Below are 23,819 nucleotides of genomic sequence, written 5' to 3'. Positions count from 1 at the left end.
CTGTCATAGTCTTTTTGTGTCACGCTCCGCCGCCTAGGGTAGTCTCCAGCGGTTCCCTACACGCCGCTCTTCCGATCTAAGGGGGGGCGGCGGGCGGGCGCGGCGCGGCGCTCAGCCGCGACGGCACCGGTTCGTCGAGCCAGTCCCGATGCAGCGCCTGAAGGGCCTCGCGCTGCTCGCGCCAGGCCAGCACCTGTTGCGCGGCGCGCGGGTGGCGCAGCAGTCGGTCGGCGACTTCGGCGGCGCGGGAAGGATCGAGTTGCCCGTCCACGTAGGCGTGGAGCGTGGCGTCGTCGAGGTCGTGGTCGTCGTGCGTCATGGCGGGGCGCTCATTTCACCACCCGCAGCGGGGGGCGGGCCGGTGCGGCGCCGCTCATCGACTGCCGCAGCCGCTCCCGCGCGCGGGACAGCCGGGACATCACCGTGCCCACCGGCACGTCCAGCACCTGGGCGGCGTCCTGGTAGCTGAGCTCCTCGACGCAGACCAGCAGCAGGATCTCGCGCGAGGCGGCCGGCAACGCGGCCAGTGCGCGCTCGAGGTCCAGGCGCAGGGCCACCTGCTGCTGCGGTTCATGGACCAGCGGCTGCGGCGTGTCCTCGTCGTCCAGCGAGTCGTGCAGGGCCTCGCGGGCATCGCGCCGCTGGTTGAGATAGAGGCGGTGCATCAGCGTCAGCAGCCAGTTGCGCATCGCGTCCATCCGCTCGGGACCGGGCTCCGCGTGGAACAGCGCGCCCTTGCGGGCCGCGCGTTCGAGCGTGTCCTGGAGCAGGTCGTCCGCCCGTGCCGAGTCGCCGCACAGCAGCCGCGCGTGGCGGCGCAGCCGCGGCAGCAGCGGCAGTACGTCGTCCAGGACGAGGGACATGGACGGGGCGGACCTCGGGGCCGGGGTTACGGCTTGGCGGTGTGCCAGACCTGGTTGATACCGTCGCCGGTGCGGTCGCCCGGCTTGGCGTCCTTGGCCCAGAAGTACAGCGGCTTGCCCTTGTAGGCCCATTGCTTGGAGCCGTCGTCGCGGGTGATGACGGTCCAGTCGCCGGAGGCCTTGTCCTCGGCGCGCGCCATCAGCGGCGGCCAGTTGGTGGCGCACGGGCCGTTGCAGACGCTCTTGCCGCTACCGGCGGTGTCCTTGTCGAAGGTGTAGAGCGTCATGTCGTTGGCGCCGACCAGCGCGCCGTCCTTGGCGGTCGCGGGGGCCGACTGCGCGGCGGCCAGGCCGGCGGCGGCCATCAGCAGCACGGTGGCGGTGAGCTTGAGGGTCTTCGTCATGCGGGGTCTCCTGGGTTGGGATCAGGTGGGGGGTATTGCATGAACACGGCAGCGAGGCGGGTTATTCCAACTGACTTTCGTCCTCCCTGCGAGGGATCGCCATGGCGGTGGCAGGCCATTACGATCCGCCGACCCCGATCCGGGGCGACATGTTCACATGAGAGGGGGATGCCATGACATTCGGGGAATCGATCCAGATCTGCCTGCGCAAGTACGCCGACTTCAACGGGACCGCCAGCCGGTCCGAGTACTGGTGGTTCGCGCTGTTCATCGTCCTGGTCTCGGTGGGGCTGGGCGTCTTCTCCGACGTGCTGAGCCTGATCTTCTCGCTGGCGATGCTGGTGCCGTCGCTGGCCGCCGCCGCGCGCCGCCTGCACGACATCGACCGCAGCGGCTGGTGGCAGCTGATCAGCCTGATCCCGATCATCGGCTTCTTCGTCGTGCTGTACTGGCTGGTGCAGCCGACCGCGCCGAACCGCTACGGCGACGTCGCCGGCGTGGCGTCGGCCTGAACCCGGCGACGGACGCGGAGCGCACCGTTGCGCTCCTCGCGCTCATGTCATTGACTTGGGTTTGCCCAAGGCGGGGGGACACGCTAGCCTGCGATCCCGGGTTCGAGTGAGCCCGTTCCGTCGTCGCGCAAGGAGACCCCCAGCATGAACGATCGCGCCCAGGCGCTCGCCGCCCAGCTGATCCGCAATTTCCATGAAGCCGAGCTGACCACGTTCAAGCGCGAGCCGCTGTACGAGTCGCGCTATGCACGGCTGGCGCGGGGCACCGCCGCGAGGAAGCTCGGCGCGTCCTACGACATCGTCGAGCCGGGCAAGACCACCTGCCCCTACCACCTGCATCACGCGCAGGAAGAAATGTTCATCGTGCTGGAAGGCGCCGGCACGCTGCGCGTGGCGGGCGAGCGACTGCCGATCAAGGCCGGCGACGTGATCTTCATCCCCGCCGGGCCCGACTACCCGCACCACATCATCAATACCTCGGACGCGCCGATCAAATACCTGTCCATCAGCACGATGGAGCAGCCCGAGATCTGCGTCTATCCCGACTCCAACAAATTCATGGCCGAGGCCGGCATCGGCGGCGACCGCCCGTTCGAGGCGCTGCGCAAGGTCGGCGAGGGCGACCTCGACTACTGGCACGACGAGCCCTGAAGCAACTCAGTAGGTGCGCGAGCCCTTGAACTGCGCATGCTGGCGTCGCTGCAGCGTGGTCTGACGGCTCATCGCATCGAAGGACACGCGCGCATGCGCGTCCATGATCGCGATGCCCAGCGCATCGGCCGCGTCCTTGCCCGGCTCGCCGGGCAGCGCCAGCAGCCGCGCCACCATCGCCTGCACCTGCGCCTTGGCCGCGCCGCCGTGGCCGGTGATCGCCTTCTTCATCTGCACCGCGGTGTATTCCGACACATGCAGGTCGCAGGACACCAGCGCCGTCAGCGCGGCGCCGCGCGCCTGACCCAGCAGCAGCGTCGATTGGGGATTGACGTTGACGAAGATGATCTCGACCGCCGCGCAGGTCGGCTGGTAGCGCGACACCACCTCGCGGATGCCGTCGTAGAGGATCTTGAGCCGGCCCGGCAGGTCGCCGGTCGGCAGCGCGTTCGTCTTGATCGTGCCGCTGGCCACGTAGGTCAGGCGCGGGCCGTCCGCGTCGATCACGCCGAAGCCGGTCGTCTGCAGGCCGGGGTCGATGCCGAGGATGCGCATGGCGGATCTCCTCAGGTGCCGGCGCGGAAGTACCACCGCACCGAATGGAAGAACACCGGCGCCGCGAAGCACATGACCGCGATGCGGTCCAGCAGCCCGACCGCGCCGGTGATCGCGCTGCGGTTGCCCCAGGCATGGATGCCGGCGTCGCGCTTGAGCGCCTGCATCACGAAGACGCCGAAGCTGCCGCAGCCGGCCGCGATGAAGGCCGCGATCGCCGCCTGGCCGGCCTTGAAGGGCGTGATCCAGTAGAGCAGCGCGCCCGCGAGCGCGGCCGCGAACGCGCCGATCCACCAGGCCTTCATCGTGAAGGAACGGCTGATGCGGCGCGCCACCGGCCGGGCGCGGAAGCGGCTCGTGGCGATCGCCTGCGCGATCTGCCCGCACGCCACCACGGCCACCAGGAAGAACAGCAGGAAGGCGCCGCGTCCCTGGTACTTCGGGATGTCCAGCAGCAGCAGCGCCGGTGCGTGCGACAGCCCGTAGACGCAGACCATGATGCCCCACTGGATCTTGGCGTTGCGCTCGAGGAAGCGGCCCGGATCGTCCGCCAGCGCGCTGGCCACCGGGATCGCCAGGAAGCCGTAGACCGGGATCAGCACCGAGAACAGGTCGAAGTGGCGCGTGCCCACCAGCACGTACTGCAGCGGCAGGATGACGAAGAAGGCCATGATCAGCCCGCGGTGGTCGGCGCGGCGCGTGTGCAGCAGGGTGATGAACTCGCGGAAGGCGAGGAACGAGAACACGCCGAACAGCAGGGTCGCGCCGACCGGTCCCGAGACCCAGGCGGCCCAGAACAGGCAGGCGCCGACCCAGACCATGTTGAGTTCATGCCGGAACCGGGACCAACGCGCCTGCCAGGCTTCCTGCTCCTGCTCGGGCCGCTCTCGCAGCGACCACAGCACCGAGCCGATGCTCACCAGCAGCAGCGCGCCGAACAGCACGACGAACAGGAAGGCGACCTGCTCGCCGGTGTTCAAGGACTTGAGCCACCTCATTCCTTCCACCCTCCCGGACGCAGGGCCATGACCGCGGCGCGGGCGCGTTCCAGGAACGCGCGCTTGTCCTCGCCGGGCTCGATGCGGATCGGCGCGCCGAAGGTGACGGTGCAGAGGATGGGCACCGGCACGACCTCGCCCTTGGGCATCACGCGCTGGACGTTGTCGATCCAGGTCGGGATCAGCTGCACCTCGGGGAACTGCTCGGACAGGTGGTAGAGGCCGGCCTTGAAGGCCTGCGGCGCGCCCTTGTTGGAGCGGGTGCCCTCGGGAAAGATGACCAGCGAGTCGCCGCCCTGCAGCGCGTCGACCAGCGGCTCGAGCGGGTCCTCGTCCGGCGTGGCGCGGGTGCGGCTGACGTAGACGGCGTTGAACACGGCGGTGGTGAGCCAGGTCTTGAGCGCGGAGCTCGTCCAGTAGTCGCGCGCGGCGATCGGGCGGGTGCGGGCGCGCAGTTCGCCGGGCAGCGACGCCCAGATCAGCACCCAGTCGAAATGGCTCTGATGGTTGGCGAAGTAGATGCGCTGTTCGGACGTCGGCGGGCAGCCTTTCCAGTGTCCCTGGGCGCCGGTGATCAGGCGCGCCAGCCAGGACAGGAACAGGCCGGTGATTTCGGCAAGGACCATGGGGCGGGATTATCCCTGCTGGATCATCGTGGCCGCCTTCTCGGCGATCGCCACCACCGGCGCGTTGGTGTTGCCGCTGACGACGCTGGGCATGATCGATGCGTCCACCACCCGCAGCCCGTCGAGGCCGCGCACTCGCAGCCGCTCGTCCACCACCGCCATCGCGTCCGGGCCCATGCGGCAGGTGCCGACCGGGTGATAGACGGTGTCCACGCGCGCGCGCAGCAGCGCCTCGATCGCCGCGTCGTCGTCGACCCCGGCGCTCCACAGCTCGCGCCGCCAGAGCGCCCGCATCGCCGGCGCGCGCATCAGGTCGCGCGTCAGCCTGTAGCCCTCGATCAGCTCGCGCACATCCTCGGGATCGTCGAGAAAGGCCGGATCGATGCGCGGCGCGGCCAGCGGATCGGCGCTGGCCAGCGTCAGGGCGCCGCGGCTGCGCGGACGCAGCAGGCACACATGGCAGGACATCCCATGGCCCAGGTGCAGTCGACGCGCATGGTCCTCCACCAGCGCCACCACGAGGTGCAGCTGCACGTTGGGCGCCGGCAGGCCGGGGCGCGTGGACAGAAAGCCGCCGCACTCGGCGAAATTGCTGGTGACCAGTCCGCGCCGCTCCCGGCGGTAGCGCCGCGCCTGGGCGAGGAAGCGCCAGCCGCCCCGCAGCGACAGCCCGGCCAGATCGAGCCTTTCCGACGCGTAGCCGAAGACGAAGTCGGGATGGTCGTGCAGGTTGCGGCCAACACCGGGCAGGGGGTGTGTCACCGGCAGGCCCAGCGCCTGCAGCGCGGCGCCGTCGCCGATGCCCGAGCACATCAGCAACTGCGGCGACTGCAGCGCGCCCGCGCAGACCAGCACCTCGCGCGCCGCGCGCAGCGTTCGCCGGTGACCGCCCTGCAGCACTTCCACGCCGACCGCGCGGCGGCCCGCCAGCACCAGCTTCAACGCGCGCGCGCCGGTCTCCACGCGCAGGTTGGGCCGCCGGCCGAGGATCGGGTGCAGGTAGCCGCGCGCGACGCTCCAGCGCTCGCCCTCGTGCTGCGTGACCTGGTAGACGCCGAGCCCTTCCAGGTCCTGGCCGTTGAAGTCCTCGCGCACCGGATGACCGCATTCACGCGCCGCGGCGCACCAGGCCGCGTGCGCAGGGCTGTCGGTGCGCAGGTCGCCGACATGCAGCGGACCGTCCTGGCCATGCCACGGCGCGCCGAAACGCGCGTTGCGCTCGGCCTTGATGAAGTGCGGCAGCAGGTCGTCGTAGCCCCAGCCCGGGTTGCCGGCCGCGGCCCACGCGTCGTAGTCGCTGCGGTGTCCGCGCGTGTAGACCATCGCGTTGATGGCCGAGGATCCGCCCAGCGCCTTGCCACGTGGCTGATAGCCGCGTCGCCCGTTCAGTCCCGCCTGCGGCGTGGTCTCGAAACCCCAGTTGTTGAGCCGGGTCGCGACCTGCAGCACGCCTGCGAAGGGCGTGGTCGTGACCCAGCTGTCGCCGCGTCCGCCAGCCTCGAGCAGCAGCACGCGGCAGTCCGGGTCCTCGCTCAGCCGGCTCGCCAGTACCGCGCCGGCGGACCCGCCACCGACGATCACGAAGTCGGCATCGGCAGCGGCAGCGGCATAGGCATCGACGCCGACCTCGCCACGCCCGCTCATGCGAGTTTCTTCAACAGGCCGAGCAGGCGCTCGAACGTCTTCCCATACGGCGGATGAAACAGCGCCGTGCCTGCCAGGCGCGATTGCAGGAACACCGGCTTGAGCTTGCTGAAGGTGTTGAAGCCCCACACGCCGTGGTAGGCGCCCATGCCGCTGGCCCCGACACCGCCGAAGGGCTGCTCCTCCTGGCCGAGGTGCCAGATGCAGTCGTTGACGGTGACGCCGCCGGCCACGGTGCGGGCGAGCAGGTCCTCGCGCGCGGCCCGGTCCTCGCCGAACCAGTAGAGCGCCAGCGGGCGATCGCCGGCGTTGACCTGCGCGATCGCCTCGGACACATGGCCGTAGGGCACGATCGGCAGCAGCGGGCCGAAGATCTCCTCGCGCATCACCGTCATGTCGGGGGTCGTGCCCAGCAGCAGCGTCGGCACCAGGCGCCGGTCGGACGGCGCCTCGTCGTGCGTCGGACGCAGCGTCGCGCCGCGGGCGCGTGCGTCGTCCAGCAGACCGCGCAGCCGCGCATGGTGACGCGGGCTGACGATGGCGGTGTAGTCGGGATTGCCGTCGATGCGCGGATAGAAGCGGCGCACCGCCGCGACGATCGCGTCGGCCAGCGGCTGCACCAGCTCCTTGGGCGCCAGCACATAGTCCGGCGCGACGCAGGTCTGGCCGGCGTTGAGCAGCTTGCCGAAGGCGATCCGCTCGGCGGCCAGCGCCAGATCGGCGCTGCGGTCGACGATCGCGGGCGACTTGCCGCCCAGCTCCAGCGTGACCGGCGTCAGGTGCTGCGCCGCGGCCTGCGCCACCAGGCGGCCCACTGGCGTCGAACCGGTGAAGAACAGGTGATCGAAGGGCAGTTGGGTGAAGGCCTTGCCGACCTCGGCATCGCCGGTGACGACGGTCATCTCGTCGGGCGCGAAGTGCTGGGCGACGAGCCGGGCCATCAGCTCCGAGGTCGCGGGCGTCAGCTCGGAGGGCTTGATCATCACCCGGTTGCCGGCGGCCAGCGCCGCGAGCGCGGGCGCCATCGCCAGGTAGTACGGATAGTTCCAGGGCGCGACGATGCCGACCACGCCGAGCGGCTGCGGCATCAGGCGGTTGGACGCGGGCAGGAAGTGCAGGGCGGTCGGCGCGCGACGCACCGCCATCCAGCGCTTGAGATGCCGGATCGCATGGCGCGCGCCCGACTCGACGGTGAAGAGGTCCGCCAGCAGGCTCTCATGCCGCGAGCGGTGGCCGAAGTCCCGGGACATCGCATCGGCCAGCGCGTCCGCATGCGCCGAGGTCATCCGCAGCAGCCGCTCCAGCCGGTCGCGACGCTGCGCGAGCGAGGGCAGACGCTCGCGATCGAAGGCCGCGCGCTGCTGCTCCAGGATCAGGTGCAGGCGCTCGTGCAGGGCTTGGTCCATCGCGTGTCTCCGCCGGATGCTTGGAATGAGCCGAAGGCTATGCGCATTCGCGCAGCCGGCCAAGCGCGGCGACCCTGGACTAGAGAGGCCCGACTAGCTGGTGGGGGCCGGCCTGCGCGCGGCGGCGCGCCAACGAAAAAGCCCGGCCGGAGCCGGGCTTTGACATCGAGCCGACGAGGGCCCGGTCGGATCGCGCGAGGCGATCGCGACGATCAGAAGCGGTAGCCGACGCTCAGCGTGAAGCCGTCCGCCTTGACGTCGTCCTTCTTGTAGAAGCGCATGTAGTCGACAGCGCCGTAGAACGACTTGTCGAAGTTGTACTTGGCGCCCAGGCCGTAGGCGAAGCTGCTGTCGCTGCTCGAGCCGGATTCACCTTGCGCCGAAGCCTTGATCTTGCTGTCGGCGTAGCCCAGGCGGGCGAACACTTCGAACTGGTCGAAGGCGTACTTCGGCGTGACGAACACACCGTAGCTGCGCGAGATCTTGTACTTGACGCCTTCGAAGGTGTCGTCGGACACGCCGAAGGCGAACATGCCTTCCAGCGCGACGTTCGGGTGCAGGTCGTAGCCGACGATGGCGCGGATCGCGCCCGGCTTGACGGAGTCGCCGCCGTCCTTCACCTTGATGAAGGTGTAGCCGACTTCGCCGTAGAACGGGTTCGCGGTCGCGGTTTGGGCTTGAGCGGCGCCGGCGGCCAGCAGGGCGGCGGCGACGATGGCGGAAATCTTGGTCATTCGAATACTTCTCTTTAAGAAAAATCGCACCTCAGCGGTGCGGGGGCGAAAGGTATCAACGCCGCGCTTGACCGGTCAATGCAAGAGGTCACGGCTCCGTAAAAAAGTGCATACGGAGTTGTAGGCCCGCGACGCAAATGAGTCGGTGTTTTGGCCCTCCATCCCCTATCAGGGTGGGTTTGCTCTGCAGACCGTACACACATTGATGCGGTCTTAACGACCTAAGCAGGCCATCGATGGGCCGTCGGAATCATAGGCAACGCGCCATGCAAAAGGCCCGGCGCGAAGGCCGGGCCTGAAGCAGGACCAGGGGCATGCAGGCGGCGGGGACGGGCAACACCCGACCCCGGCGTGCAGGCTCAATGCCGGAAGTGGCGCACGCCGGTGAAGACCATCGCGATGCCGCGTTCGTTGGCCGCGGCGATGACCTCGTCGTCGCGCATCGAGCCGCCAGGCTGGATGACGCAAGAGGCGCCCGCGTCGGCCAGCACGTCCAGGCCGTCGCGGAACGGGAAGAAGGCGTCGCTGGCCACGGCCGAGCCGGCCAGCGCCAGGCCGGCGTTCTCCGCCTTGATCGAGGCGATGCGCGCCGAGTCGATGCGGCTCATCTGGCCCGCGCCGACGCCCAGCGTCATGCCGTTGCCGCAGAAGACGATCGCGTTGCTCTTGACGTATTGCGCGACGGTCCACGCGAACATCAGGTCGTCCAGCTGCTGCGCGGTCGGCTGCAGCGTGGTGACGACCTTCAGGTCGGCCTTGCCGAGGAAGTGGTTGTCGGCGGTCTGCACCAGCAGGCCCGAGCCGACGCGCTTGACATCCTGCGCGTTGCGGCCCTGGTCCCAGGGGCGCGCGCCGCCCGGCGGCAGCGCGATCTCGAGCAGGCGCACATTGACCTTGCCCTTGAAGATCTCGCGCGCCTCGGCACTGAACGACGGCGCCATCAGCACTTCGACGAACTGCTTGGAGACCAGTTCCGCGGCGGCGCGGTCGACCTCGCGGTTGAACGCGATGATGCCGCCGAAGGCGCTGGTCGGGTCGGTCTTGAAGGCCTTGGCGTAGGCGTCGGCGGGCGTCGCGGCGACGGCCACGCCGCAGGGGTTCGCATGCTTGACGATCACGCAGGCGGGCGTGTCGAAGCTCTTCACGCACTCCCACGCGGCATCCGCATCAGCGATGTTGTTGTAGCTGAGCTCCTTGCCCTGCAGCTGCTTGCCGGTGACCAGCGAGCCGGGCGCGGGGTAGAGGTCGCGGTAGAGCGCGGCGGTCTGGTGCGAGTTCTCGCCGTAGCGCAGGTCCTGCACCTTCACGAAGCTGCTGTTCATCTGCGCCGGGTACTCGGTCAGCGAGCCGTCATCCAGGCGCGCGCTCAGGTAGTTGCTGATCGCCGCGTCGTACTGCGCAATGCGGTTGAAGGCCGCCACCGAGGCGGCGAAGCGCGTCTTGTCACTGGTCCTGCCGTGGGCCTTCAGCTCCTCGAGCACCTGCGCGTACTGCGACGCGTCGGTCAGCACCGTCACGTCCTTCCAGTTCTTGGCCGCGCTGCGGACCATCGCCGGGCCGCCGATGTCGATGTTCTCGATCGCGTCCTCCAGCGTGCAGCCGGGCTTGGCGACGGTGGACTCGAACGGATAGAGGTTGACCGCCAGGATGTCGATCGTGTCGATGCCGTGCTGCTGGAGCGCGGCGACATGCTCGGGCAGGTCGCGGCGCGCCAGCAGGCCGCCGTGGATCTTCGGATGCAGCGTCTTGACGCGGCCGTCCAGCATCTCGGGGAAGCCGGTGTGCTGCGCGACCTCGGTCACCGGCAGGCCCGCGTCGGCCAGCAGCTTGGCGGTGCCGCCGGTGGACAGCAGGCGCACGTTCAGCGCATGCAGCGCCTGGGCGAATTCGACGATGCCGGTCTTGTCGGAGACCGAGATCAGGGCGGTGAGTTGAGCCATGAAGATTCCTTCGATGCGGGGGATTCGGGTCTTGGCGGGCTCCCGCGCTTGCCCCTTCCGAGGGGCCGGCGGAAGCCGGTAGGGGGCTAGATCAGCTTGTGCTCGACCAGCTTGCGACGCAGGGTGTTGCGATTGATGCCCAGCCATTCGGCGGCCTTGCTCTGGTTGCCGTCGCTGTGCTGCATGACGACCTCCAGCAGCGGCTTCTCGACGAGCCGGATCAGCATCTCGTGCATCGAGTGAGGGTCCTCGCCGCCGAGGTCGCGGAAGTAGGCCTCCAGGTTTTCGCGGATGCAGGAGTCGATCGGTTTGGGCGTCATGCCGTCAGCCTTCTTTCTTGGTCTTCGTCTTGGTGTTGTTCGTCGTTCGCGGCGTCGTCGGCCACCGGCAGGTAGGGCAGGCGCTCGTGGGCGTCCGCCAGCGCGTCGAGCCAGTCGGTGAGGGCGCGGACCTGGTCCTCGCAACGCTCGAGCGCATTCATGCGGCGGCGGAAATCCTCGCCGCCGGGCAGCGCGCGCACCGCCCAGCCGATGTGCTTGCGGGCGCTGCGCATGCCGGTCAGCTCGCCGTACAGCGCGTAATGGTCGTGCAGGTGCTCGACCAGCCAGCGCTTGGCATCGGCGATGCGCGGCGCGGGCAGTTCCTCGCCGGTGGCCAGGAAATGCGCGATCTCCGCGAAGATCCACGGCCGGCCCTGCGCCGCGCGGCCGACCATGATCGCGTCGGCGCCGGTGGCGGCCAGCACCTCGCGGGCCTTGCGCGGGCTGTCGATGTCGCCGTTGGCGACGACCGGGATGCGCAGTGCGGCCTTGACCGCGGCGATGGTGTCGTACTCCGCGCGGCCGCTGTAGCCCTGCTCGCGGGTGCGGCCATGCACCGTCACCATCGCGATGCCGGCGGACTCCGCCGCGCGGGCCAGCGCCACCGCGTTCTTCTCGGCCTGGCACCAGCCGGTGCGCATCTTCAGCGTCACCGGCACGCCGCGCGGCGCGCAGGCGGCCACCACGGCCTCCACGATCTGCAGCGCCAGCGGCTCGTCCTGCATCAGCGCCGAGCCGGCCCACTTGTTGCAGACCTTCTTGGCGGGGCAGCCCATGTTGATGTCGATGATCTGCGCGCCGCGGTCGATGTTGTAGGCAGCGGCCTCGGCCATCATGGCCGCGTCGGTCCCGGCGATCTGCACCGAGATCGGCGCCGGTTCGCCCTCATGGTTGGCGCGGCGCGAGGTCTTCAGGCTGTTCCACAGGTCCTTGCGCGAGGTCACCATCTCGCTGACCGCATAGCCCGCGCCCAGCTTCTTGCACAGGACGCGGAAGGGCCGGTCGGTCACGCCCGCCATCGGGGCGACGAACAGACGGTTCGGCAGGACGAAGGAACCCAGCGTGAGCGTGCCGGGCAGCGGCGTGGACATCGGGAGCGGTGCGGAGGCTGCACAAAAAAGAGGCAGAAGTATACCGCCCCGGTTTCTCTCCTCGATCCCTCCGGCGGGTGGGGCCGTCAGAGCGAGGGCTGCTTGCGCCAGAGCACGAAGCCCTGCTCGACCAGGCGGTTCATCACCCGCTCCTGCGACAGCTTGTAGACCGCGCGGGCCAGGCGCCCGCGCAGCTCCGGGGTGTTGCAGCGCGAGCGGTGGGACAGCGTCAGGTACAGGCCTTCGCGCGCGATCGCGGGCAGCAGCGGCTGGATCGCGGGGCCGCCGTTGCGCGCGACATAGGCCTCGGCCGGCGTGTCCTCGTAGATCAGGTAGTCGGCCCGGCCGCGCTGCAGCATCTGGATCGCCTGCTCGATGCTGGCGACCTGGCTGATCTTGAGCGACTGGCGCGCGTAGTTGTCGAACTCGACGCCGAAGCTGTTGTTGATCACCGTGACCCCGAGCTTGGGCGCGAGGTCGCTCCAGCGCTTGTACGGCACCGGCGACGCGCTGCGGGTCCAGATCACGCTGCGCGTCTCGCGGAAGGCCGGATGGAAGTAGTCCATGTACTCGGTGCGCGGCAGCGTGAAGAAGGCGCCGGCGATCAGGTCGATGCGGCCAGCCCGCATCTCTTCCTGGACGCGGCCCCAGGGGCCGACATAGCGGGTCTCGACCGGGATGCCGATTTCTGTCGCGAGCCACTGCATCAGGTCGGCATTGGCCCCGACAAGCTTCTGCTCGTCGGTCGGATCGCGCCAGAGATAGGGCGGGTACTGCGGGTTGCCCGAGGCGATCAGCAGCGGACAGCCCGGGATCGGCGGCAGGGGGCTGGTCGGGCCGGGCGCCGCGCTTGCCTGTGCGGCGGGCGGGGCGGTCTGCGCCCGCGCGGTCGCGCCAAGGGACGGGCTGCCGTCGTGCCCTGGACCCGCGAGGGCCAGGCCGATCAGCGCGAACGACGAGACGGCAAGGCGGCGCAAGGACATGGTCTTCAGATAATCCCACGCATGGAAGCTTGGCTGCAACACATGATTCACCTGATGCTGGAGACCCTGTCTCTGCCGCAGGTGGGACTCGGCGCGGTGTTCGTCGTGGCGCTGGTGTCCGCGACGCTGCTGCCGATGGGGTCGGAACCGGTGGTGCTGCTGCTGGTGCATGCGAAGCCGGAACTCTTCTGGCCCGCGATCCTCGTGGCCACGGTCGGCAACACGCTCGGCGGGGCGATCACCTGGTGGATGGGCTACGGCGCGGAACGCGCCTACGAAGCGGCGGTGCACCATTCGCCGCGCGACCAGCGGGTGCTGGGCTGGCTGCGGCGCTTCGGCGCCAGGACCTGCCTGATGAGCTGGCTGCCCATCGTCGGCGATCCGCTGTGCGCGCTGGCGGGCTGGCTGCGGCTGCCGTTCTGGCCCTGCGTCGGCTACATGGCGATCGGCAAGTTCGCGCGCTATCTGTTGATGACCTCCGCGGGCGTCGCCATGCTGGACTGAGCCTGGCGCCGGCCGGGTCGGGCGTGACTGGCGGAAGCACCGGCCGTCGCTTGCACAATGCGGGGCACCGACAGGAGACCCGCCATGAGCACCCCCCGCACCCCGGCGTACGACGCCTTGTGCCAGCGCCACCAGCGCATCCATCGTCTGTCCCACCTGCAGTCGATCGCGTCGTGGGACCAGTCCGCCTTCATGCCGTCGCGCGGCGCGCAGGCGCGCGCCGAGGCGCTGGCCGAGATGGGCGGCCTGCTGCACCAGCTGGGCACCGATCCGGCGCTGAAGCAGCTGCTCGACGAAGCCGCGCAGGAGCCGCTGGACGACTTCCAGCGGGCCTCGCTGCGCGAGATGCGCCGCGTGTGGCGCTCGGCCAACGCGGTGCCCCAGCGGCTCGTCGAGGCCCGCTCGCTGGCCAACTCGCACTGCGAGCATGAATGGCGCCAGCAACGCGCGGCCAACGACTGGGCCGGCTATGTCGAGAACCTGCGACCGGTCGTCCGCTACGCGCGGGAGGAGGCGCAGTACCTGTCCGAGGATTCGGGCCTGAGCCGCTACGACGCGCTGCTCGACCAGTACGAGCCGGGCATGCGCTCGGCGGAGGTGGACCGCGTCTTCGGCGACCTGCGCCAGTGGCTGCCCGGCCTGATCCGGCAGGTGATGGAGCGTCAGGCCGGAGACAGCCTCGTCCACCCGCAGGGGCCGTTCCCCGCCGCGGCGCAGCGTGCGCTCGGGCTGGATGCGATGAAGCTGCTGGGCTTCGACTTCGAGGCCGGCCGGCTGGACGAGAGCGCCCATCCCTTCTGCGGCGGCGTGCCGGAGGATGTGCGGATGACCACGCGCTACCGCGACGACAGCTTCCTGCAGAGCCTCACCGGCACCATCCACGAAACCGGCCATGGCCGCTATGAGCAGAACCTGCCGCGCGAATGGCTGGGCCTGCCGGTGGCCCGTGCCCGCTCGATGGGCCTGCACGAGAGCCAGAGCCTGTCCTTCGAGATGCAGCTGGCCGCGCATCCCGGCTTCGCCGGCCTGCTGCAGCCGCTGGTCGAGCGCCACCTGGGCCGGCAGCGCGGCTTCGCGGCGGACAACCTCCACCGGCTGATGACGCGGGTCGCGCCCGGCTACATCCGCGTCGATGCGGACGAAGTCACCTACCCGGCCCATGTGATCCTGCGCTACGAGATCGAGCGCCCGCTGATCGAGGGCGAGATCGAGGTCGAGGACATTCCCGCGCTCTGGGACCGCAAGATGCAGGAGCTGCTGGGCCTGGACACGCGCGGCAACTACAAGGACGGCTGCATGCAGGACGTGCACTGGGGCTGCGGCCTCTACGGCTACTTCCCCTGCTACACGCTGGGGGCGATGTACGCGGCGCAGTGGTTCGCGACGATGCGCCGCGAGCGGCCGGCGCTGGACGAGGAGATCGCGCGCGGCGAGCTGGCGCCGGTCTTCGACTGGCTCAAGGACCGCATCTGGTCCCAGGGCAGCCGCTGGGAGACGCCGGAACTGGTGCGGCGCGCCAGCGGCGAGGCGCTGGAGCCGGCGCATTTCCGTCGCCATCTGGAGGCCCGCTACCTGGGCTGAGACGCAGCGGCCGGATCGACGCACCGCCAATGAGAAAGGGCACCCCCGGTGGGGTGCCCTTTTCTCCGTGCGCGTCCGCGGTCTCTACCCCACGTCGCGCTCCCAACGAGTCTTCGAGGACCCGGTGTTCGGTTGTCAGGCCCTGCCGCCGCCCTTGCGACGACGGGCGACGAAGCCCATCGCGCCCAGGCCGGCCAGCATCAGCGCCAGGCTGTGCGGCTCCGGCACGGCGGAGGCATTGCCGCCGGCGCTCAGCGTCGACACGACCACGTTGTCCAGCGAGGTGCCGTAGGAATCGCTGCGGCCGGTCGAGCCGAAGCGCAGCGTCATCGGGCTGCCGGTGCCGGTGAAGGTGGTGCTGAAGGTCTGCCAGCTGGTGACGGTGTCATTGCCGACCTTGCCGCTCAGGTCGCCGATCTGCCAGGACAGGCCGTTGCTCACCGCGCCCTGGTTGTCCGGGCGGTTGGTGTAGGCGAAGCTCAGCGTGTACGAGGCGCCGGCCACCGTGTTCAGCGTCTGGCTGATCCAGCTGTTGGTGGTGGTGTCGAGCTCGGCGAAGTTGCTGCCGTTGAAGGCCGACCCGGCGATGTTGTTGCGGAGTTCCAGGCCGTGCGGGCCGACGGTCCAGCCGACGACGCTGTTGACGATGGTGTAGCTGCCGTTGCCGACCACGGTCGATTCGAAGCTGCCGTTGTTCACCAGGTTCACGGGGGTCGCGAACGCGAACAGCGGCGCGGCGAGGAGGGAGGCTGCAATCAGACGCTTCATGGCGGCGGGACTTGGAAGTTCGACAAGGCGCGCAGTGGTCTGCGCTTGTGTCGAATTGTTCGAGACCCCTCGCGGCCTGCCATCCCCCTGTGCGCTGGGGATCGGGGAACGATTCGTGACGTTTCGCACGCCGACGAATGTCCGTTTCAAGGGGTCAGGTGGTGCGCGCCCGAGGCTTGGAAGACCTGGCCGACTCCGACTTGGCCGATTTGGCCGCCTTGGCCGACTTGACGGGCCCGGCCGACGACTTGGCAGGCTTGGTATCCGCGACCTTCGTCGCTTTCGCCGTCTTGGGCGCCTGTGCCGATTTGGCGGCCTTCCCGGGCGGGGTCGCCCGCGAGGGCTTCACGGCCGGCGTGGACGAGGCTGCGCGCGTCGCGGCCTGGGCGCGCAGCATCGCGACCTCGGCCGCCAGCGCCTCGACGCGCGCCTGCAGCCGCGCCACCTCTTCGGCCCCCGGCATGCCCAATCGGGCCAGCGCGCGCGCGACACGGTCCTCGAAGATCGATTCCAGCTTGTCCCAGTGCTGTCCGGCACGGCTGCCGACCTCGCCGGCCAGGTCGCTCATCCGGCGCGCGGCGCTGTCGAGCTTCTCCTCGGCGCCGCGGATCGGGGCCTGCAGCTTCACGCTCTCGCTGGACAGCTTTTCCAGCATCGCGCCGCCCTGGTCCTGCGCCTTGGCGAAGGCCGCCAGGCCCGCCGACCAGATCTGCTGCGCCGACGCCTTGACCTGCTCCGCGAACGGCGTGTCCGCAGCCTTCGCCGAGGCGGGGGCGGCCCCCTTGCGGCGGCCTTTCGCCGGCTTCGGGGCGGCCGGCTTCTGTTGCTTCTTGACCATGGGCGTTCCTTGTCGTCGCGGGGCGGCGGCGCAGACCTCCGCCGCTCGTCGAGAACCGGACTATAGGGCGCGTGTCGCGCGTCACGATGAGGCGCATCCCGTCCGCAACCCCCCATCGGGGCGAACGGCGCATGGACCAGAATCCCGGCCATGTCCTTGCCGACCTCCACGCCAGGCCGCCGCCCGGGCGACGACTTCCCCGACACCGTGCCGGAGGCGCCCCCGCCGCTGCCGGCCCTGGCGATGGCGCACGAGCTGCCGCTGCGCAAGGGCGCGTTCGTGGACTGCCCGCAGTGCCGCGCGCCGATGCGCCATCTGAGCCTGCCCGGTCATCACGCGCCGGCGACGGTCGACATCGACCACTGCGGTCCCTGCGGGCTGGTGTGGTTCGACGCCCGCGAGTCGGTCCAGCTGTCCCCGGCGGCCTGGATCCAGCTGCTGCGCGATCTGCACCAGCTGCGTCAGGCCGACCGGCCGCAGGCGCCGAGCCGGGCCTGCCCGCTCTGCGCGAAGGCGCTGAAGCAGGTCCGCAATCTCACCCGCTACGGGCGCTTCCCGGTGCTGGAGTGCGGCGGCTGCGGCGGCCATCTGCACAGCCAGGCCGGCATGCTGGCCGAGCGCGGCCTGGTGCGGCCGCTGCTGCCCGCCGAGCGCGGTGCGCTGCAGGCGGAGCGGCGCCAGCTGTGCTGCCTGAGCTGCGGCGGTCCGGCCGACGGCAAGGGCGAGGACTGCCCGTGGTGCCGCAGCCCGCTGGTGATGATCGACATGCCGCGCCTGACGAACGCGCTGCGCCGGCGTTCGCCGTCGGAGCCGCTGATGATGCCCAACGGCGGCAAGCCGCTCGGCTGGGCCTGCCGCGGTTGCGGCGCGCCGATGGATCCGACACGGGAGACGCGCTGCGGGCATTGCCATCATGCGGTGGTCGTGCCCTCGCTCGAGGAGCTCGGGCCGCTGCTCGATGCGCTCGAGCACGACGGGCGGGTCGCCGAGGAAGAGGCGGAGGAGGAGCGCCGCCGCCGGCTCGCTTCCTATGTCGCGCCCAGCGATCCGGCCGGCGGCAAGCATGGCCTGTTCTGGAAAGGCGAGTACGAGAAGCGCTACGACCGGGAGAACGAGCGGCGCGACCGCGGTGGCGCGCGCGATTGGCCCAGTTCCGGCTGGCCCGAGCCCAGCGGCGGCTCGCCGCCGACGCTGATGGAGATCGCGCTGCGCATCGCCGGGCTGTTGCTGCGCTGAGGCGACCCCGGGGCTGCCGCGTCGCGGTGGAGTCGCCCGGGACAAGGCGCCGCGGAGGTCGGGTCGAACGAGCCGAACGGGTGTCCGGCGTGGCCCCTGTCGGGTCGACCGCCTGCCGGGCGTCGATGCGCCCGCTCAGAGTTCCAGCAGCTCGATCGGCTTGGTGCACGCGGGCGGCGTGCCGCCGCCGCGCACGACGAAGGGCAGTTCGCCCCACGGGCCGGCGTCGCGCGGGCAGCCGCCGCGCAACGTGCCGCCGGGGCAGGCGCAGCCCTTGGTCTTGACCAGCTTGTCCAGCGTCTGCGACTGCTGCGGATTGAGCTTGGGCAGGTCGTGGCGGAAGACCAGCTGCAGCGCGGTGGTCGGCGCTGGCGCGTCGAGCGTCGGCACCGGGCCCAGCAGCGTGACCATCGACTGGGTCTCCTTCAGCGCCGCGGCGGGCTTCATGCCCTTGGCGCGCCGCAGGTAGTTCAATGCCACCTCCATCGCCGCGTAGCCGCGCGCGGCCGAGGCGGTGAAGGGCTTGCGGAAGGCCGCGCCATAGGTGTTGGCCACCTGGTCCCAGCGGCCGCGGTCGACCGTCAGCACTGGACACAGCACCGCGTCCACCCGCTCGGACAGCGTCGCGTCGAAGTCCATCCAGCAGGAGGTCCGCGCACTGATCCGCAGCCCGGTCTGGCGGCGCAGGTCGGCGGCGATCTTCTCGCCGGCATTGAGCTCGATGCGGCCGAGTTGCAGCTGCAGGTCCTGGTCCTTGACCCGCTCGGCGTTGCTGGAGACGAAGGGGATGCCGGCCACCTTGAGCGCGTCGGCGCCGGCGTTGATCTCGCACCAGTTGCCCAGCACCAGGTCCACCTTGGCCTTGATGAATTCCTGGGAGATCGCCTCGGCCTTGCGGGCGTCGCAGCCGCTGTCCTTGATGACCAGCCGGGGCGCCGCATCGCCGGGCCAGGTCTTGAGCGCGAGGGTCATGCCCAGCTGCAGTTCCTCGGCCTGCGCCGTGCTCGGGTAGCTGCCCGGCAGGATCACCCCGATGGTGGCGGCGGTGGCCGAGGCGCCGGCGCACAGAAGGGCCGCCGGCAGGACGGCGGCCAGGACCTTGCGGATGTTCATGACGATCCCTCGCTCTGCATGGCCGTGGTCGGCCGTTGTTGATTTGCCGGACGCGTCGTGGTGTCCGAGGCCGCAGGTATCGCCTGCGCGAGGCCGTCGCGCACTGGAGGTTTTCCCGAGCAGCGCGCCAATGAAAACGCCCCGGCGGGCCGGGGCGGTAAGACGTCACAACCGTGACAGGAAGTGCGGCATGCGCGCAACGCAGGCCGGGCGACGCCGGACGCTCAGGTCGGCCAGCCCTGCAGCACCAGCTTGCCGCGTTGGCGCTGGCTCTCCTGCAGCGCATGGGCACGCTTGAGGTGCTCGGCGGAAATCGGCCCGACGACGTCGGCCAGCGTCGTGCGCAGGCGCCCCTCGTCGACCAGCGTCGCGACCTCGGCCAGCAACCGGCCCTGGGCGGCGATGTCGTGGGTCGCATGCATGCTGCGCGTGAACATCAGTTCCCAGTGCAGCGACAGCGACTTGCCCTTCAGCGCCATGACGTCGATGTCGGCCGGACCGAAGTCGTCGATCATCGCCAGCTTGCCTTGCGGCTCGAGCGCCTCGACCAGGCCGGGGAAGTGCTGCGGCGTGTGGGTCAGGCTGGTGACGTAGCGCAGCGGCGGCGCGCCGTCGCGCTGCAGCGCGGCGATCTGCGGCGCGATCGGCTCGCGGTGGTTGATCACGTGATGCGCGCCCAGCGATCGCAGCCAGCGGCCGCCTTCGCCCTCCGGCTCGGAACTGGTGCCGATGATGGTCAGGTGGGCATGGCGGCGCGCGAGCTGGACCAGGATGGAGCCGACGCCGCCGGCCGCGCCGGTGACCAGCAGGCTGACCGGACGGTCCGCTTGCTGCTGGACCTGCAGCCGGTCGGACAGCAGTTCCCAGGCGGTGATCGCGGTCAGCGGCAGCGCGGCCGCCTCGGCGTCGCTCAGCGTCGTGGGCGCCCGGGCGGCGATGCGGTGGTCGACACACTGGAACTGCGCATTGCTGCCGGGACGGGTGATGTCGCCGGCGTACCAGACGCGGTCGCCGACGGCGAAGCCGCTCACCTCCGGACCGATCGCGCGCACCGTGCCGACCGCGTCCCAACCCAGGATGACCGGCGTCTTGCCGTCGGCGCTGGCGCGTCGCATGCGGACCTTGGTGTCCACCGGATTCACCGCGACCGCGGCGACTTCGACCAGCAGGTCCTTCGGTCCGGGCGACGGCAGCGGCAGGTCCAGGTCGAGCAGCGACTCGGACGCGGTGATGGGCAACGACTGGAAATAGCCGACAGCTTTCATGGGCCAACTCCTTTTAATGGATGGGATGACAAGGAAAGGGGATCAGGGGGCAGGGGACGGATGGTGCGCGCTTCGGCAGAATCAATGAAGTCGGTTGAATTGCTATCAGTTTCAAGTCCAGATTGAAGATTCCGAAGGAGCTCATGCCCATGAACATCGAGAACACCGCCGAGCTGCGCCTGCTGATCGAGTGCGCGCGGGGCGGCAGCCTGACGGCGGCCTCGCGGGAGATGGGCATCACGCCGGCGGCGGCCAGCGCGATGCTGAAGAAGCTGGAGGCGCGGCTGGGCGTGCGGCTGGCCGAGCGCAGCACCCGGGCGCTGCGCCTGACGATGGCCGGCGAGCGGCTGCGGGACTATGCGCAGCGGGCGCTGGAGTTGCTCGACGAGGGCCTGGCGCTGGTGTCGGAGGGCGAGGCGGCGGCGGGCAAGGGCCGCGGCAGCCAGGCGGCCCTGCGCGGCCGCATCCGGCTGAGCGCATCCAGCGACCTGACGCGCCGCGTGGTGCTGCCGCTGCTGGACGGCTTCCTCGACCGTCATCCGGGCGTCGAGCTGCAGCTCAGCGTGGGCGACGCGCTGCAGGACGTGGTGCGCGACGAGGTGGACCTGGCGCTGCGTTATGGCGAACTGGCCGATTCGCGGCTGGTGGCGCGCAAGCTCCATGAGGGGCGCCGGCTGCTGGTCGCGTCGCCGGACTACCTGAAGCGCCAGGGGCGGCCCACGCATCCCGGCGAGCTGACCCAGCATGAGTGCATCCGCTTCAAGATCGGTGACCGGCTGGAGCGGGAGTGGCGCTTCTGGCGCCGCGATGCGATGCAGGCGGCGCCGGTGGACGTGTCGGTGCAGGGCCGGCGCACCGCCGATGACGGCGGCATCGCGCACCAGTGGGCGCTCGAAGGACGGGGCCTCACCTACAAGAGCGACCTCGACATCCGCGACAGCCTGGCCAGCGGGGCGCTGGTGGAGGTGCTGCCCGAATGGGTCGGCCGCCCGATGCCGCTGCATGCGCTGATGCCCAGCCAGCGCTTCCTGCCGTTGCGGCTCAAGGCGCTGGTGGATCACCTCGCGGAGGGATTGCGGCGTCCGTGAGCCGCGATCGGTGGGTCAGTGCTTGTGGTCGCCGTGGCCCGCGTGCGGGTCCTTGGCATCGGGCGCGGCGACCGGGCCGGTCCGGGCGGGCGCCTGGACGGTGACGGTCGAGCGCGACTTGTCGGCGCCCTCGAAGACCAGCGTCAGCGGTACCGCGTCGCCGGTCTTGAGCGGGCCCTTCAGCTCCATCAGCATCACGTGATAGCCGCCCGGCTTCAGCTCCACCGGCTTGCCGGCCGGCACGACCAGCGCGCTCACCGGCCGCATGCGCATGACGTTGCCGTCCATCGCCATTTCGTGCACCTCGGCCACGCCGGCGACCGGCGAACTGATCGACACCAGCTTCGTCTCCGTCGGCGACTTGATCTGCATGAAGGCGCCGGTGGCCTTCTGCTGCGGCACGGTGGCGCGGACCCAGGCGTCGCTGACGACGACCTGGGCCTGGACCAGTCCGGCGGCCAGCAGCAGGGGAAGGGCGGCGGTGCGGGCGAAGGAAGGGAACTTCATCGGAGGGCATCCAATCGGGGGTGTCGACGATCGGGCGAGTATCCGCGATCGCTCACGGCCTGGCCGGTTCCAGCGCGCCGAGCGCGCGCAGGACGCGCTTGGCGATCTCCTCCCGCCGGGGGGCGAAGGCCGGGTCGGTCATGTCCAGGTTGAGTGCGAAGTAGACCGGGCGCGGGTCGCGGTCCTGCTCGACCCAACCGACGAACCAGCCGATCGACCGCGACTTGGGATCGTCCGCCCAGCCGGTCTTGGCGTACATCCGCCAGCCGGGGCCCTGCTCGCGCAGCATCACCCGGCGGGCGATGTCGTAGGTGCGGTCGGACAGCGGCAGCGCACGGTCGTGCACGCGGCGCAGGAAGTCGACCTGGCCGACCGCGGAGATGCGCAGGTCGCCGTCGAGCCAGAAGCGGTCGCCGACCGGTCCGGCGATCGCATTGCCGTAGCGGAAGTCGCGCAGGAACTGCTGCACCGTCGGCTGGCCGACCTGCCGGGCGAGCGACTGGAACACCCATACCGCCGAGACCCGGTAGGCCGAGGCCAGCGTCTGGTCGCGGTTCCAGTCGGCGATGCGCCGTTCGGTGCCGTCCCACTTGAACGGCTGCGTCTCGTCGACCGCGGCGCCGGTCTCCAGCGCGATCAGCGACATCGGGATCTTGAAGGTCGACGCCGGCAGGAAGGTTTCGAAGGCGCGCACGCTGTCCGAGGCGATCCAGCGATGCGAGCGGGTGTCGAGCACCGTGATCGTGCCCGTGGTGCCGAGCTCGGCGAAGTGACGCTGGAACTCGGGGCGGGTTTCCCAGCGCTCGCGCTGGTCGGCGGGAACGACAGCCTGGGCGGTGGGCGCGGCGGCCGGCAGGGTCGAGGCGGCCGTGGGATCGCCCTGCGCGATCGAGGCGCGGCAGGCGGTGAGGGCAAGGCAGGCGAGCAGGGCGCCGGTCGACAGGCGAGACAGGGACATGGAGGAACTCCGTGCTTGGATGGAGGCCGCCAGTGTCCGGAGTCCGCCGCGCAGCGCTGTGCCGAAATGCGGTTACGGACGTTGCGGCAGCGGCCATTGGCGCGTGACGAATGACGAGCGACGCGTGACGCGTGACGCGTGACGAGTGACGAGTGACGAGTGGCGAGTGGAGAGCAGCGAGTAGCGAGTAGCGAGTGACGCGTGGCGAGCGGCGAGCGGCGAGCGGCGAGCGGCGACCTTGGCACGGCCCCGCCCGGCCCGGCCCCGCCCCGCCCCGCCTTGCCCGGCCGATGCCGCGCTGCGCGAGGAGCGCCGTCGAGCGCGCCGGACTCAGGCGCGTCGCGTGTGCGGCATCAGCGTCTCGGCCTCGTCGAGATAGCGCCGCCGCGCTTCCTCGTCGCGCAGCTTGCGGGCTTGCAACCGGGCCTGGCGCACGAGATCGGTGGCGGTGAAGGCGTCGCCTTCATCGAGCGCATGGCGGGCCCACAGCAGCAGGAAGGCACAGCGCTGGTCGGCGGGAATCTGCGAGTGGCGGGCGCGGCAGGAGGCCCAGCGCTGCGCCGCGAGCTCGTTGAACGAGGCCGCCGGCAGCGGAAGGCCCTGCGCCGAGGCCAGGCGCTGGAGCGCCGCGAAGTCCAGGCGGCCGAGCGCCGCCAGGCGCAGCAGGAAGATCGTGTTCAGCAGCGAGCTGCGTCCGAGCTGCCAGCGCGCGCACAGCGCGTCGCTCAGCAGCAGCCAGCGCAGCGCGTCTTCGATGCCGGGGCCGGTCGCCGGCAGCAGGCCGGCCTCGACGAGCTGGCCCAGCGTGTTGGACAGGTTGGCGGCGCAGACCTGCAGCGCGTCGGGCAGGCCGGCCAGCGAGGCGCCACGCAGTGCGTCGCCCAGGCTGGCCAGCGACTGCGTCGCGAGCGCCGCGTCGCCGCGGGCGATGGCCAGCTCGCGCAGCACGATGCCGCGCAGGTTGCCGTGGTCGCAGCGCAGGGTGGAGTCGCTGGCCAGCACCTCGGGGTCGACCTCGTCGAGCTTGTCGAGCGCCGGCGCGGCCTGGCCGAGGCTGCCGTACCAGTGCCAGGCCGCCAGGATCGCGACGCGGGCGCGCAGTTGCCGTCTTTCCAGCCTGGGCAGGCGGCCATGGTTGAGGGTCTGGCCGAGCTCGCGCAGCTCGTCCTGCAGCGCAGCCCAGTCGCCCAGCCGGCGCGCGATGCGGGCGCGGCGCAGGCCGAGCGCGGCGGCA

The 23,819-nt window shown here is 70.5% G+C and carries 25 protein-coding genes and 1 pseudogene; 6 read left to right on the top strand and 20 right to left on the bottom strand.

What is annotated here, in order from left to right; translation table 11 throughout:
- Window positions 1–76 precede the first annotated feature (76 nt).
- From CS062_RS21630 to CS062_RS21620, 3 genes are read right to left on the bottom strand one after another with little or no spacing between them, the layout of a single operon-like run.
- Window positions 77–319 (bottom strand): anti-sigma factor family protein, encoded by a 243-nt coding sequence (locus CS062_RS21630; protein ID WP_099863625.1) that lies wholly within the window; start codon window positions 317–319, stop codon window positions 77–79.
- A 10-nt stretch (window positions 320–329) separates the two neighbouring features.
- Window positions 330–863, bottom strand: a complete 534-nt coding sequence (locus CS062_RS21625; RefSeq protein ID WP_099863624.1) for an RNA polymerase sigma factor — start codon at window positions 861–863, stop codon at window positions 330–332.
- Between the two features lie 26 nt (window positions 864–889).
- Complete coding sequence (locus tag CS062_RS21620; RefSeq protein ID WP_099863623.1) at window positions 890–1,267, bottom strand: COG4315 family predicted lipoprotein; 378 nt, start codon at window positions 1,265–1,267, stop codon at window positions 890–892.
- Window positions 1,268–1,440: 173 nt separating this feature from the next.
- On the opposite strand from CS062_RS21620, the gene CS062_RS21615 reads away from it, so the two are divergent.
- The gene (locus CS062_RS21615) at window positions 1,441–1,779 is read left to right on the top strand and encodes a DUF805 domain-containing protein (protein WP_099863622.1); all 339 of its coding nucleotides are present in this window, start codon (window positions 1,441–1,443) and stop codon (window positions 1,777–1,779) included.
- A gap of 144 nt (window positions 1,780–1,923) precedes the next feature.
- A complete protein-coding gene (locus CS062_RS21610; protein ID WP_099863621.1) occupies window positions 1,924–2,430 on the top strand; it encodes a cupin domain-containing protein in 507 nt (168 codons plus the stop codon).
- 6 nt (window positions 2,431–2,436) lie between these two features.
- Here CS062_RS21610 and ruvC read toward each other — a convergent pair whose 3' ends face one another.
- The 10 genes from ruvC to CS062_RS21560 form a co-directional block, all read right to left on the bottom strand.
- Window positions 2,437–2,985, bottom strand: a complete 549-nt coding sequence (gene ruvC / locus CS062_RS21605; RefSeq protein ID WP_099863620.1) for a crossover junction endodeoxyribonuclease RuvC — start codon at window positions 2,983–2,985, stop codon at window positions 2,437–2,439.
- Between the two features lie 11 nt (window positions 2,986–2,996).
- Entirely contained in the window at window positions 2,997–3,983 is a 987-nt protein-coding gene (locus tag CS062_RS21600) for a phosphatidate cytidylyltransferase (RefSeq protein ID WP_099863619.1), read from the bottom strand.
- Entirely contained in the window at window positions 3,980–4,609 is a 630-nt protein-coding gene (locus CS062_RS21595; RefSeq protein ID WP_091725938.1) for a lysophospholipid acyltransferase family protein, read from the bottom strand. The genes CS062_RS21600 and CS062_RS21595 overlap by 4 nt, the downstream gene beginning before the upstream one ends.
- Window positions 4,610–4,618: 9 nt before the next feature.
- Window positions 4,619–6,253 (bottom strand): GMC family oxidoreductase, encoded by a 1,635-nt coding sequence (locus tag CS062_RS21590; RefSeq protein ID WP_099863618.1) that lies wholly within the window; start codon window positions 6,251–6,253, stop codon window positions 4,619–4,621.
- Complete coding sequence (locus tag CS062_RS21585) at window positions 6,250–7,659, bottom strand: coniferyl aldehyde dehydrogenase (RefSeq protein WP_099863617.1); 1,410 nt, start codon at window positions 7,657–7,659, stop codon at window positions 6,250–6,252. Before CS062_RS21585 ends, CS062_RS21590 begins: the two co-directional genes overlap by 4 nt.
- A gap of 212 nt (window positions 7,660–7,871) precedes the next feature.
- Complete coding sequence (locus tag CS062_RS21580; RefSeq protein WP_099863616.1) at window positions 7,872–8,393, bottom strand: porin family protein; 522 nt, start codon at window positions 8,391–8,393, stop codon at window positions 7,872–7,874.
- 359 nt (window positions 8,394–8,752) lie between these two features.
- Entirely contained in the window at window positions 8,753–10,333 is a 1,581-nt protein-coding gene (gene purH, locus CS062_RS21575) for a bifunctional phosphoribosylaminoimidazolecarboxamide formyltransferase/IMP cyclohydrolase (protein ID WP_099863615.1), read from the bottom strand.
- An 86-nt stretch (window positions 10,334–10,419) separates the two neighbouring features.
- Window positions 10,420–10,653: a helix-turn-helix domain-containing protein gene (locus CS062_RS21570; protein WP_099863614.1), complete on the bottom strand. Its 234-nt coding sequence runs from the start codon at window positions 10,651–10,653 to the stop codon at window positions 10,420–10,422.
- Window positions 10,650–11,744, bottom strand: coding sequence for a tRNA dihydrouridine synthase DusB (gene dusB / locus CS062_RS21565; RefSeq protein WP_099863613.1), 1,095 nt, complete (start codon window positions 11,742–11,744; stop codon window positions 10,650–10,652). The genes CS062_RS21570 and dusB overlap by 4 nt, the downstream gene beginning before the upstream one ends.
- A gap of 86 nt (window positions 11,745–11,830) precedes the next feature.
- Window positions 11,831–12,727 (bottom strand): substrate-binding periplasmic protein, encoded by an 897-nt coding sequence (locus CS062_RS21560; protein WP_099863612.1) that lies wholly within the window; start codon window positions 12,725–12,727, stop codon window positions 11,831–11,833.
- A gap of 21 nt (window positions 12,728–12,748) precedes the next feature.
- Between CS062_RS21560 and CS062_RS21555 the strand changes: the two genes are divergently transcribed.
- The gene (locus tag CS062_RS21555) at window positions 12,749–13,231 is read left to right on the top strand and encodes a YqaA family protein (RefSeq protein WP_099863611.1); all 483 of its coding nucleotides are present in this window, start codon (window positions 12,749–12,751) and stop codon (window positions 13,229–13,231) included.
- Between the two features lie 84 nt (window positions 13,232–13,315).
- The gene (locus CS062_RS21550; RefSeq protein WP_099863610.1) at window positions 13,316–14,812 is read left to right on the top strand and encodes a carboxypeptidase M32; all 1,497 of its coding nucleotides are present in this window, start codon (window positions 13,316–13,318) and stop codon (window positions 14,810–14,812) included.
- A 135-nt stretch (window positions 14,813–14,947) separates the two neighbouring features.
- On the opposite strand, the gene CS062_RS21545 is transcribed toward CS062_RS21550, so the two are convergent.
- Window positions 14,948–15,580 carry a PEP-CTERM sorting domain-containing protein gene (locus CS062_RS21545; RefSeq protein ID WP_099863609.1) on the bottom strand — a complete coding sequence of 211 codons (633 nt, stop codon included), beginning with the start codon at window positions 15,578–15,580 and terminating at the stop codon, window positions 14,948–14,950.
- Window positions 15,581–15,734: 154 nt separating this feature from the next.
- Window positions 15,735–16,418 (bottom strand): phasin family protein, encoded by a 684-nt coding sequence (locus tag CS062_RS21540; protein ID WP_099863608.1) that lies wholly within the window; start codon window positions 16,416–16,418, stop codon window positions 15,735–15,737.
- Between the two features lie 150 nt (window positions 16,419–16,568).
- Here CS062_RS21540 and CS062_RS21535 point away from each other — a divergent pair, with 150 nt between their 5' ends.
- Window positions 16,569–17,654, top strand: a complete 1,086-nt coding sequence (locus tag CS062_RS21535; protein ID WP_099863607.1) for a TFIIB-type zinc ribbon-containing protein — start codon at window positions 16,569–16,571, stop codon at window positions 17,652–17,654.
- Between the two features lie 135 nt (window positions 17,655–17,789).
- Here the strand turns inward: CS062_RS21535 and CS062_RS21530 are convergent, their stop codons facing one another.
- Together CS062_RS21530 and CS062_RS21525 are read right to left on the bottom strand one after the other, a co-directional pair.
- Window positions 17,790–18,767 (bottom strand): type 1 periplasmic-binding domain-containing protein, encoded by a 978-nt coding sequence (locus tag CS062_RS21530; protein WP_099863606.1) that lies wholly within the window; start codon window positions 18,765–18,767, stop codon window positions 17,790–17,792.
- A 224-nt stretch (window positions 18,768–18,991) separates the two neighbouring features.
- Window positions 18,992–20,032, bottom strand: coding sequence for a zinc-binding alcohol dehydrogenase family protein (locus tag CS062_RS21525; protein ID WP_099863605.1), 1,041 nt, complete (start codon window positions 20,030–20,032; stop codon window positions 18,992–18,994).
- A 149-nt stretch (window positions 20,033–20,181) separates the two neighbouring features.
- On the opposite strand from CS062_RS21525, the gene CS062_RS21520 reads away from it, so the two are divergent.
- Entirely contained in the window at window positions 20,182–21,120 is a 939-nt protein-coding gene (locus tag CS062_RS21520; protein WP_099863626.1) for a LysR family transcriptional regulator, read from the top strand.
- 15 nt (window positions 21,121–21,135) lie between these two features.
- Here the strand turns inward: CS062_RS21520 and CS062_RS21515 are convergent, their stop codons facing one another.
- From CS062_RS21515 to CS062_RS26325, 3 genes and pseudogenes are all read right to left on the bottom strand, one after another.
- The gene (locus CS062_RS21515; RefSeq protein ID WP_099863604.1) at window positions 21,136–21,627 is read right to left on the bottom strand and encodes a copper chaperone PCu(A)C; all 492 of its coding nucleotides are present in this window, start codon (window positions 21,625–21,627) and stop codon (window positions 21,136–21,138) included.
- Window positions 21,628–21,679: 52 nt separating this feature from the next.
- Window positions 21,680–22,585, bottom strand: coding sequence for a penicillin-binding transpeptidase domain-containing protein (locus tag CS062_RS21510; RefSeq protein ID WP_099863603.1), 906 nt, complete (start codon window positions 22,583–22,585; stop codon window positions 21,680–21,682).
- Window positions 22,586–22,915: 330 nt separating this feature from the next.
- Window positions 22,916–23,819 (bottom strand): annotated as a pseudogene (locus tag CS062_RS26325) (hypothetical protein); the annotation flags it as partial.

The sequence above is a fragment of the Roseateles chitinivorans genome (assembly GCF_002761755.1).
GTDB lineage: Bacteria > Pseudomonadota > Gammaproteobacteria > Burkholderiales > Burkholderiaceae_C > Roseateles > Roseateles chitinivorans.
Note: the sequence above shows the minus strand (reverse complement) of the source record. Positions and strands in the feature narration are given on the sequence as shown.

Coding starts and splice junctions, on each gene's coding strand:
- CS062_RS21630 (WP_099863625.1), bottom strand. CDS start 319: ATGACGCACGACGACCACGACCTCGACGACGCCACGCTCCACGCCTAC.
- CS062_RS21570 (WP_099863614.1), bottom strand. CDS start 10,653: ATGACGCCCAAACCGATCGACTCCTGCATCCGCGAAAACCTGGAGGCC.
- CS062_RS21510 (WP_099863603.1), bottom strand. CDS start 22,585: ATGTCCCTGTCTCGCCTGTCGACCGGCGCCCTGCTCGCCTGCCTTGCC.
- CS062_RS21545 (WP_099863609.1), bottom strand. CDS start 15,580: ATGAAGCGTCTGATTGCAGCCTCCCTCCTCGCCGCGCCGCTGTTCGCG.
- CS062_RS21540 (WP_099863608.1), bottom strand. CDS start 16,418: ATGGTCAAGAAGCAACAGAAGCCGGCCGCCCCGAAGCCGGCGAAAGGC.
- CS062_RS21515 (WP_099863604.1), bottom strand. CDS start 21,627: ATGAAGTTCCCTTCCTTCGCCCGCACCGCCGCCCTTCCCCTGCTGCTG.
- ruvC (WP_099863620.1), bottom strand. CDS start 2,985: ATGCGCATCCTCGGCATCGACCCCGGCCTGCAGACGACCGGCTTCGGC.
- CS062_RS21530 (WP_099863606.1), bottom strand. CDS start 18,767: ATGAACATCCGCAAGGTCCTGGCCGCCGTCCTGCCGGCGGCCCTTCTG.
- CS062_RS21590 (WP_099863618.1), bottom strand. CDS start 6,253: ATGAGCGGGCGTGGCGAGGTCGGCGTCGATGCCTATGCCGCTGCCGCT.
- CS062_RS21585 (WP_099863617.1), bottom strand. CDS start 7,659: ATGGACCAAGCCCTGCACGAGCGCCTGCACCTGATCCTGGAGCAGCAG.
- CS062_RS21600 (WP_099863619.1), bottom strand. CDS start 3,983: ATGAGGTGGCTCAAGTCCTTGAACACCGGCGAGCAGGTCGCCTTCCTG.
- CS062_RS21535 (WP_099863607.1), top strand. CDS start 16,569: ATGTCCTTGCCGACCTCCACGCCAGGCCGCCGCCCGGGCGACGACTTC.
- CS062_RS21615 (WP_099863622.1), top strand. CDS start 1,441: ATGACATTCGGGGAATCGATCCAGATCTGCCTGCGCAAGTACGCCGAC.
- CS062_RS21560 (WP_099863612.1), bottom strand. CDS start 12,727: ATGTCCTTGCGCCGCCTTGCCGTCTCGTCGTTCGCGCTGATCGGCCTG.
- purH (WP_099863615.1), bottom strand. CDS start 10,333: ATGGCTCAACTCACCGCCCTGATCTCGGTCTCCGACAAGACCGGCATC.
- CS062_RS21580 (WP_099863616.1), bottom strand. CDS start 8,393: ATGACCAAGATTTCCGCCATCGTCGCCGCCGCCCTGCTGGCCGCCGGC.
- dusB (WP_099863613.1), bottom strand. CDS start 11,744: ATGTCCACGCCGCTGCCCGGCACGCTCACGCTGGGTTCCTTCGTCCTG.
- CS062_RS21550 (WP_099863610.1), top strand. CDS start 13,316: ATGAGCACCCCCCGCACCCCGGCGTACGACGCCTTGTGCCAGCGCCAC.
- CS062_RS21520 (WP_099863626.1), top strand. CDS start 20,182: ATGAACATCGAGAACACCGCCGAGCTGCGCCTGCTGATCGAGTGCGCG.
- CS062_RS21555 (WP_099863611.1), top strand. CDS start 12,749: ATGGAAGCTTGGCTGCAACACATGATTCACCTGATGCTGGAGACCCTG.
- CS062_RS21625 (WP_099863624.1), bottom strand. CDS start 863: ATGTCCCTCGTCCTGGACGACGTACTGCCGCTGCTGCCGCGGCTGCGC.
- CS062_RS21525 (WP_099863605.1), bottom strand. CDS start 20,032: ATGAAAGCTGTCGGCTATTTCCAGTCGTTGCCCATCACCGCGTCCGAG.
- CS062_RS21620 (WP_099863623.1), bottom strand. CDS start 1,267: ATGACGAAGACCCTCAAGCTCACCGCCACCGTGCTGCTGATGGCCGCC.
- CS062_RS21610 (WP_099863621.1), top strand. CDS start 1,924: ATGAACGATCGCGCCCAGGCGCTCGCCGCCCAGCTGATCCGCAATTTC.
- CS062_RS21595 (WP_091725938.1), bottom strand. CDS start 4,609: ATGGTCCTTGCCGAAATCACCGGCCTGTTCCTGTCCTGGCTGGCGCGC.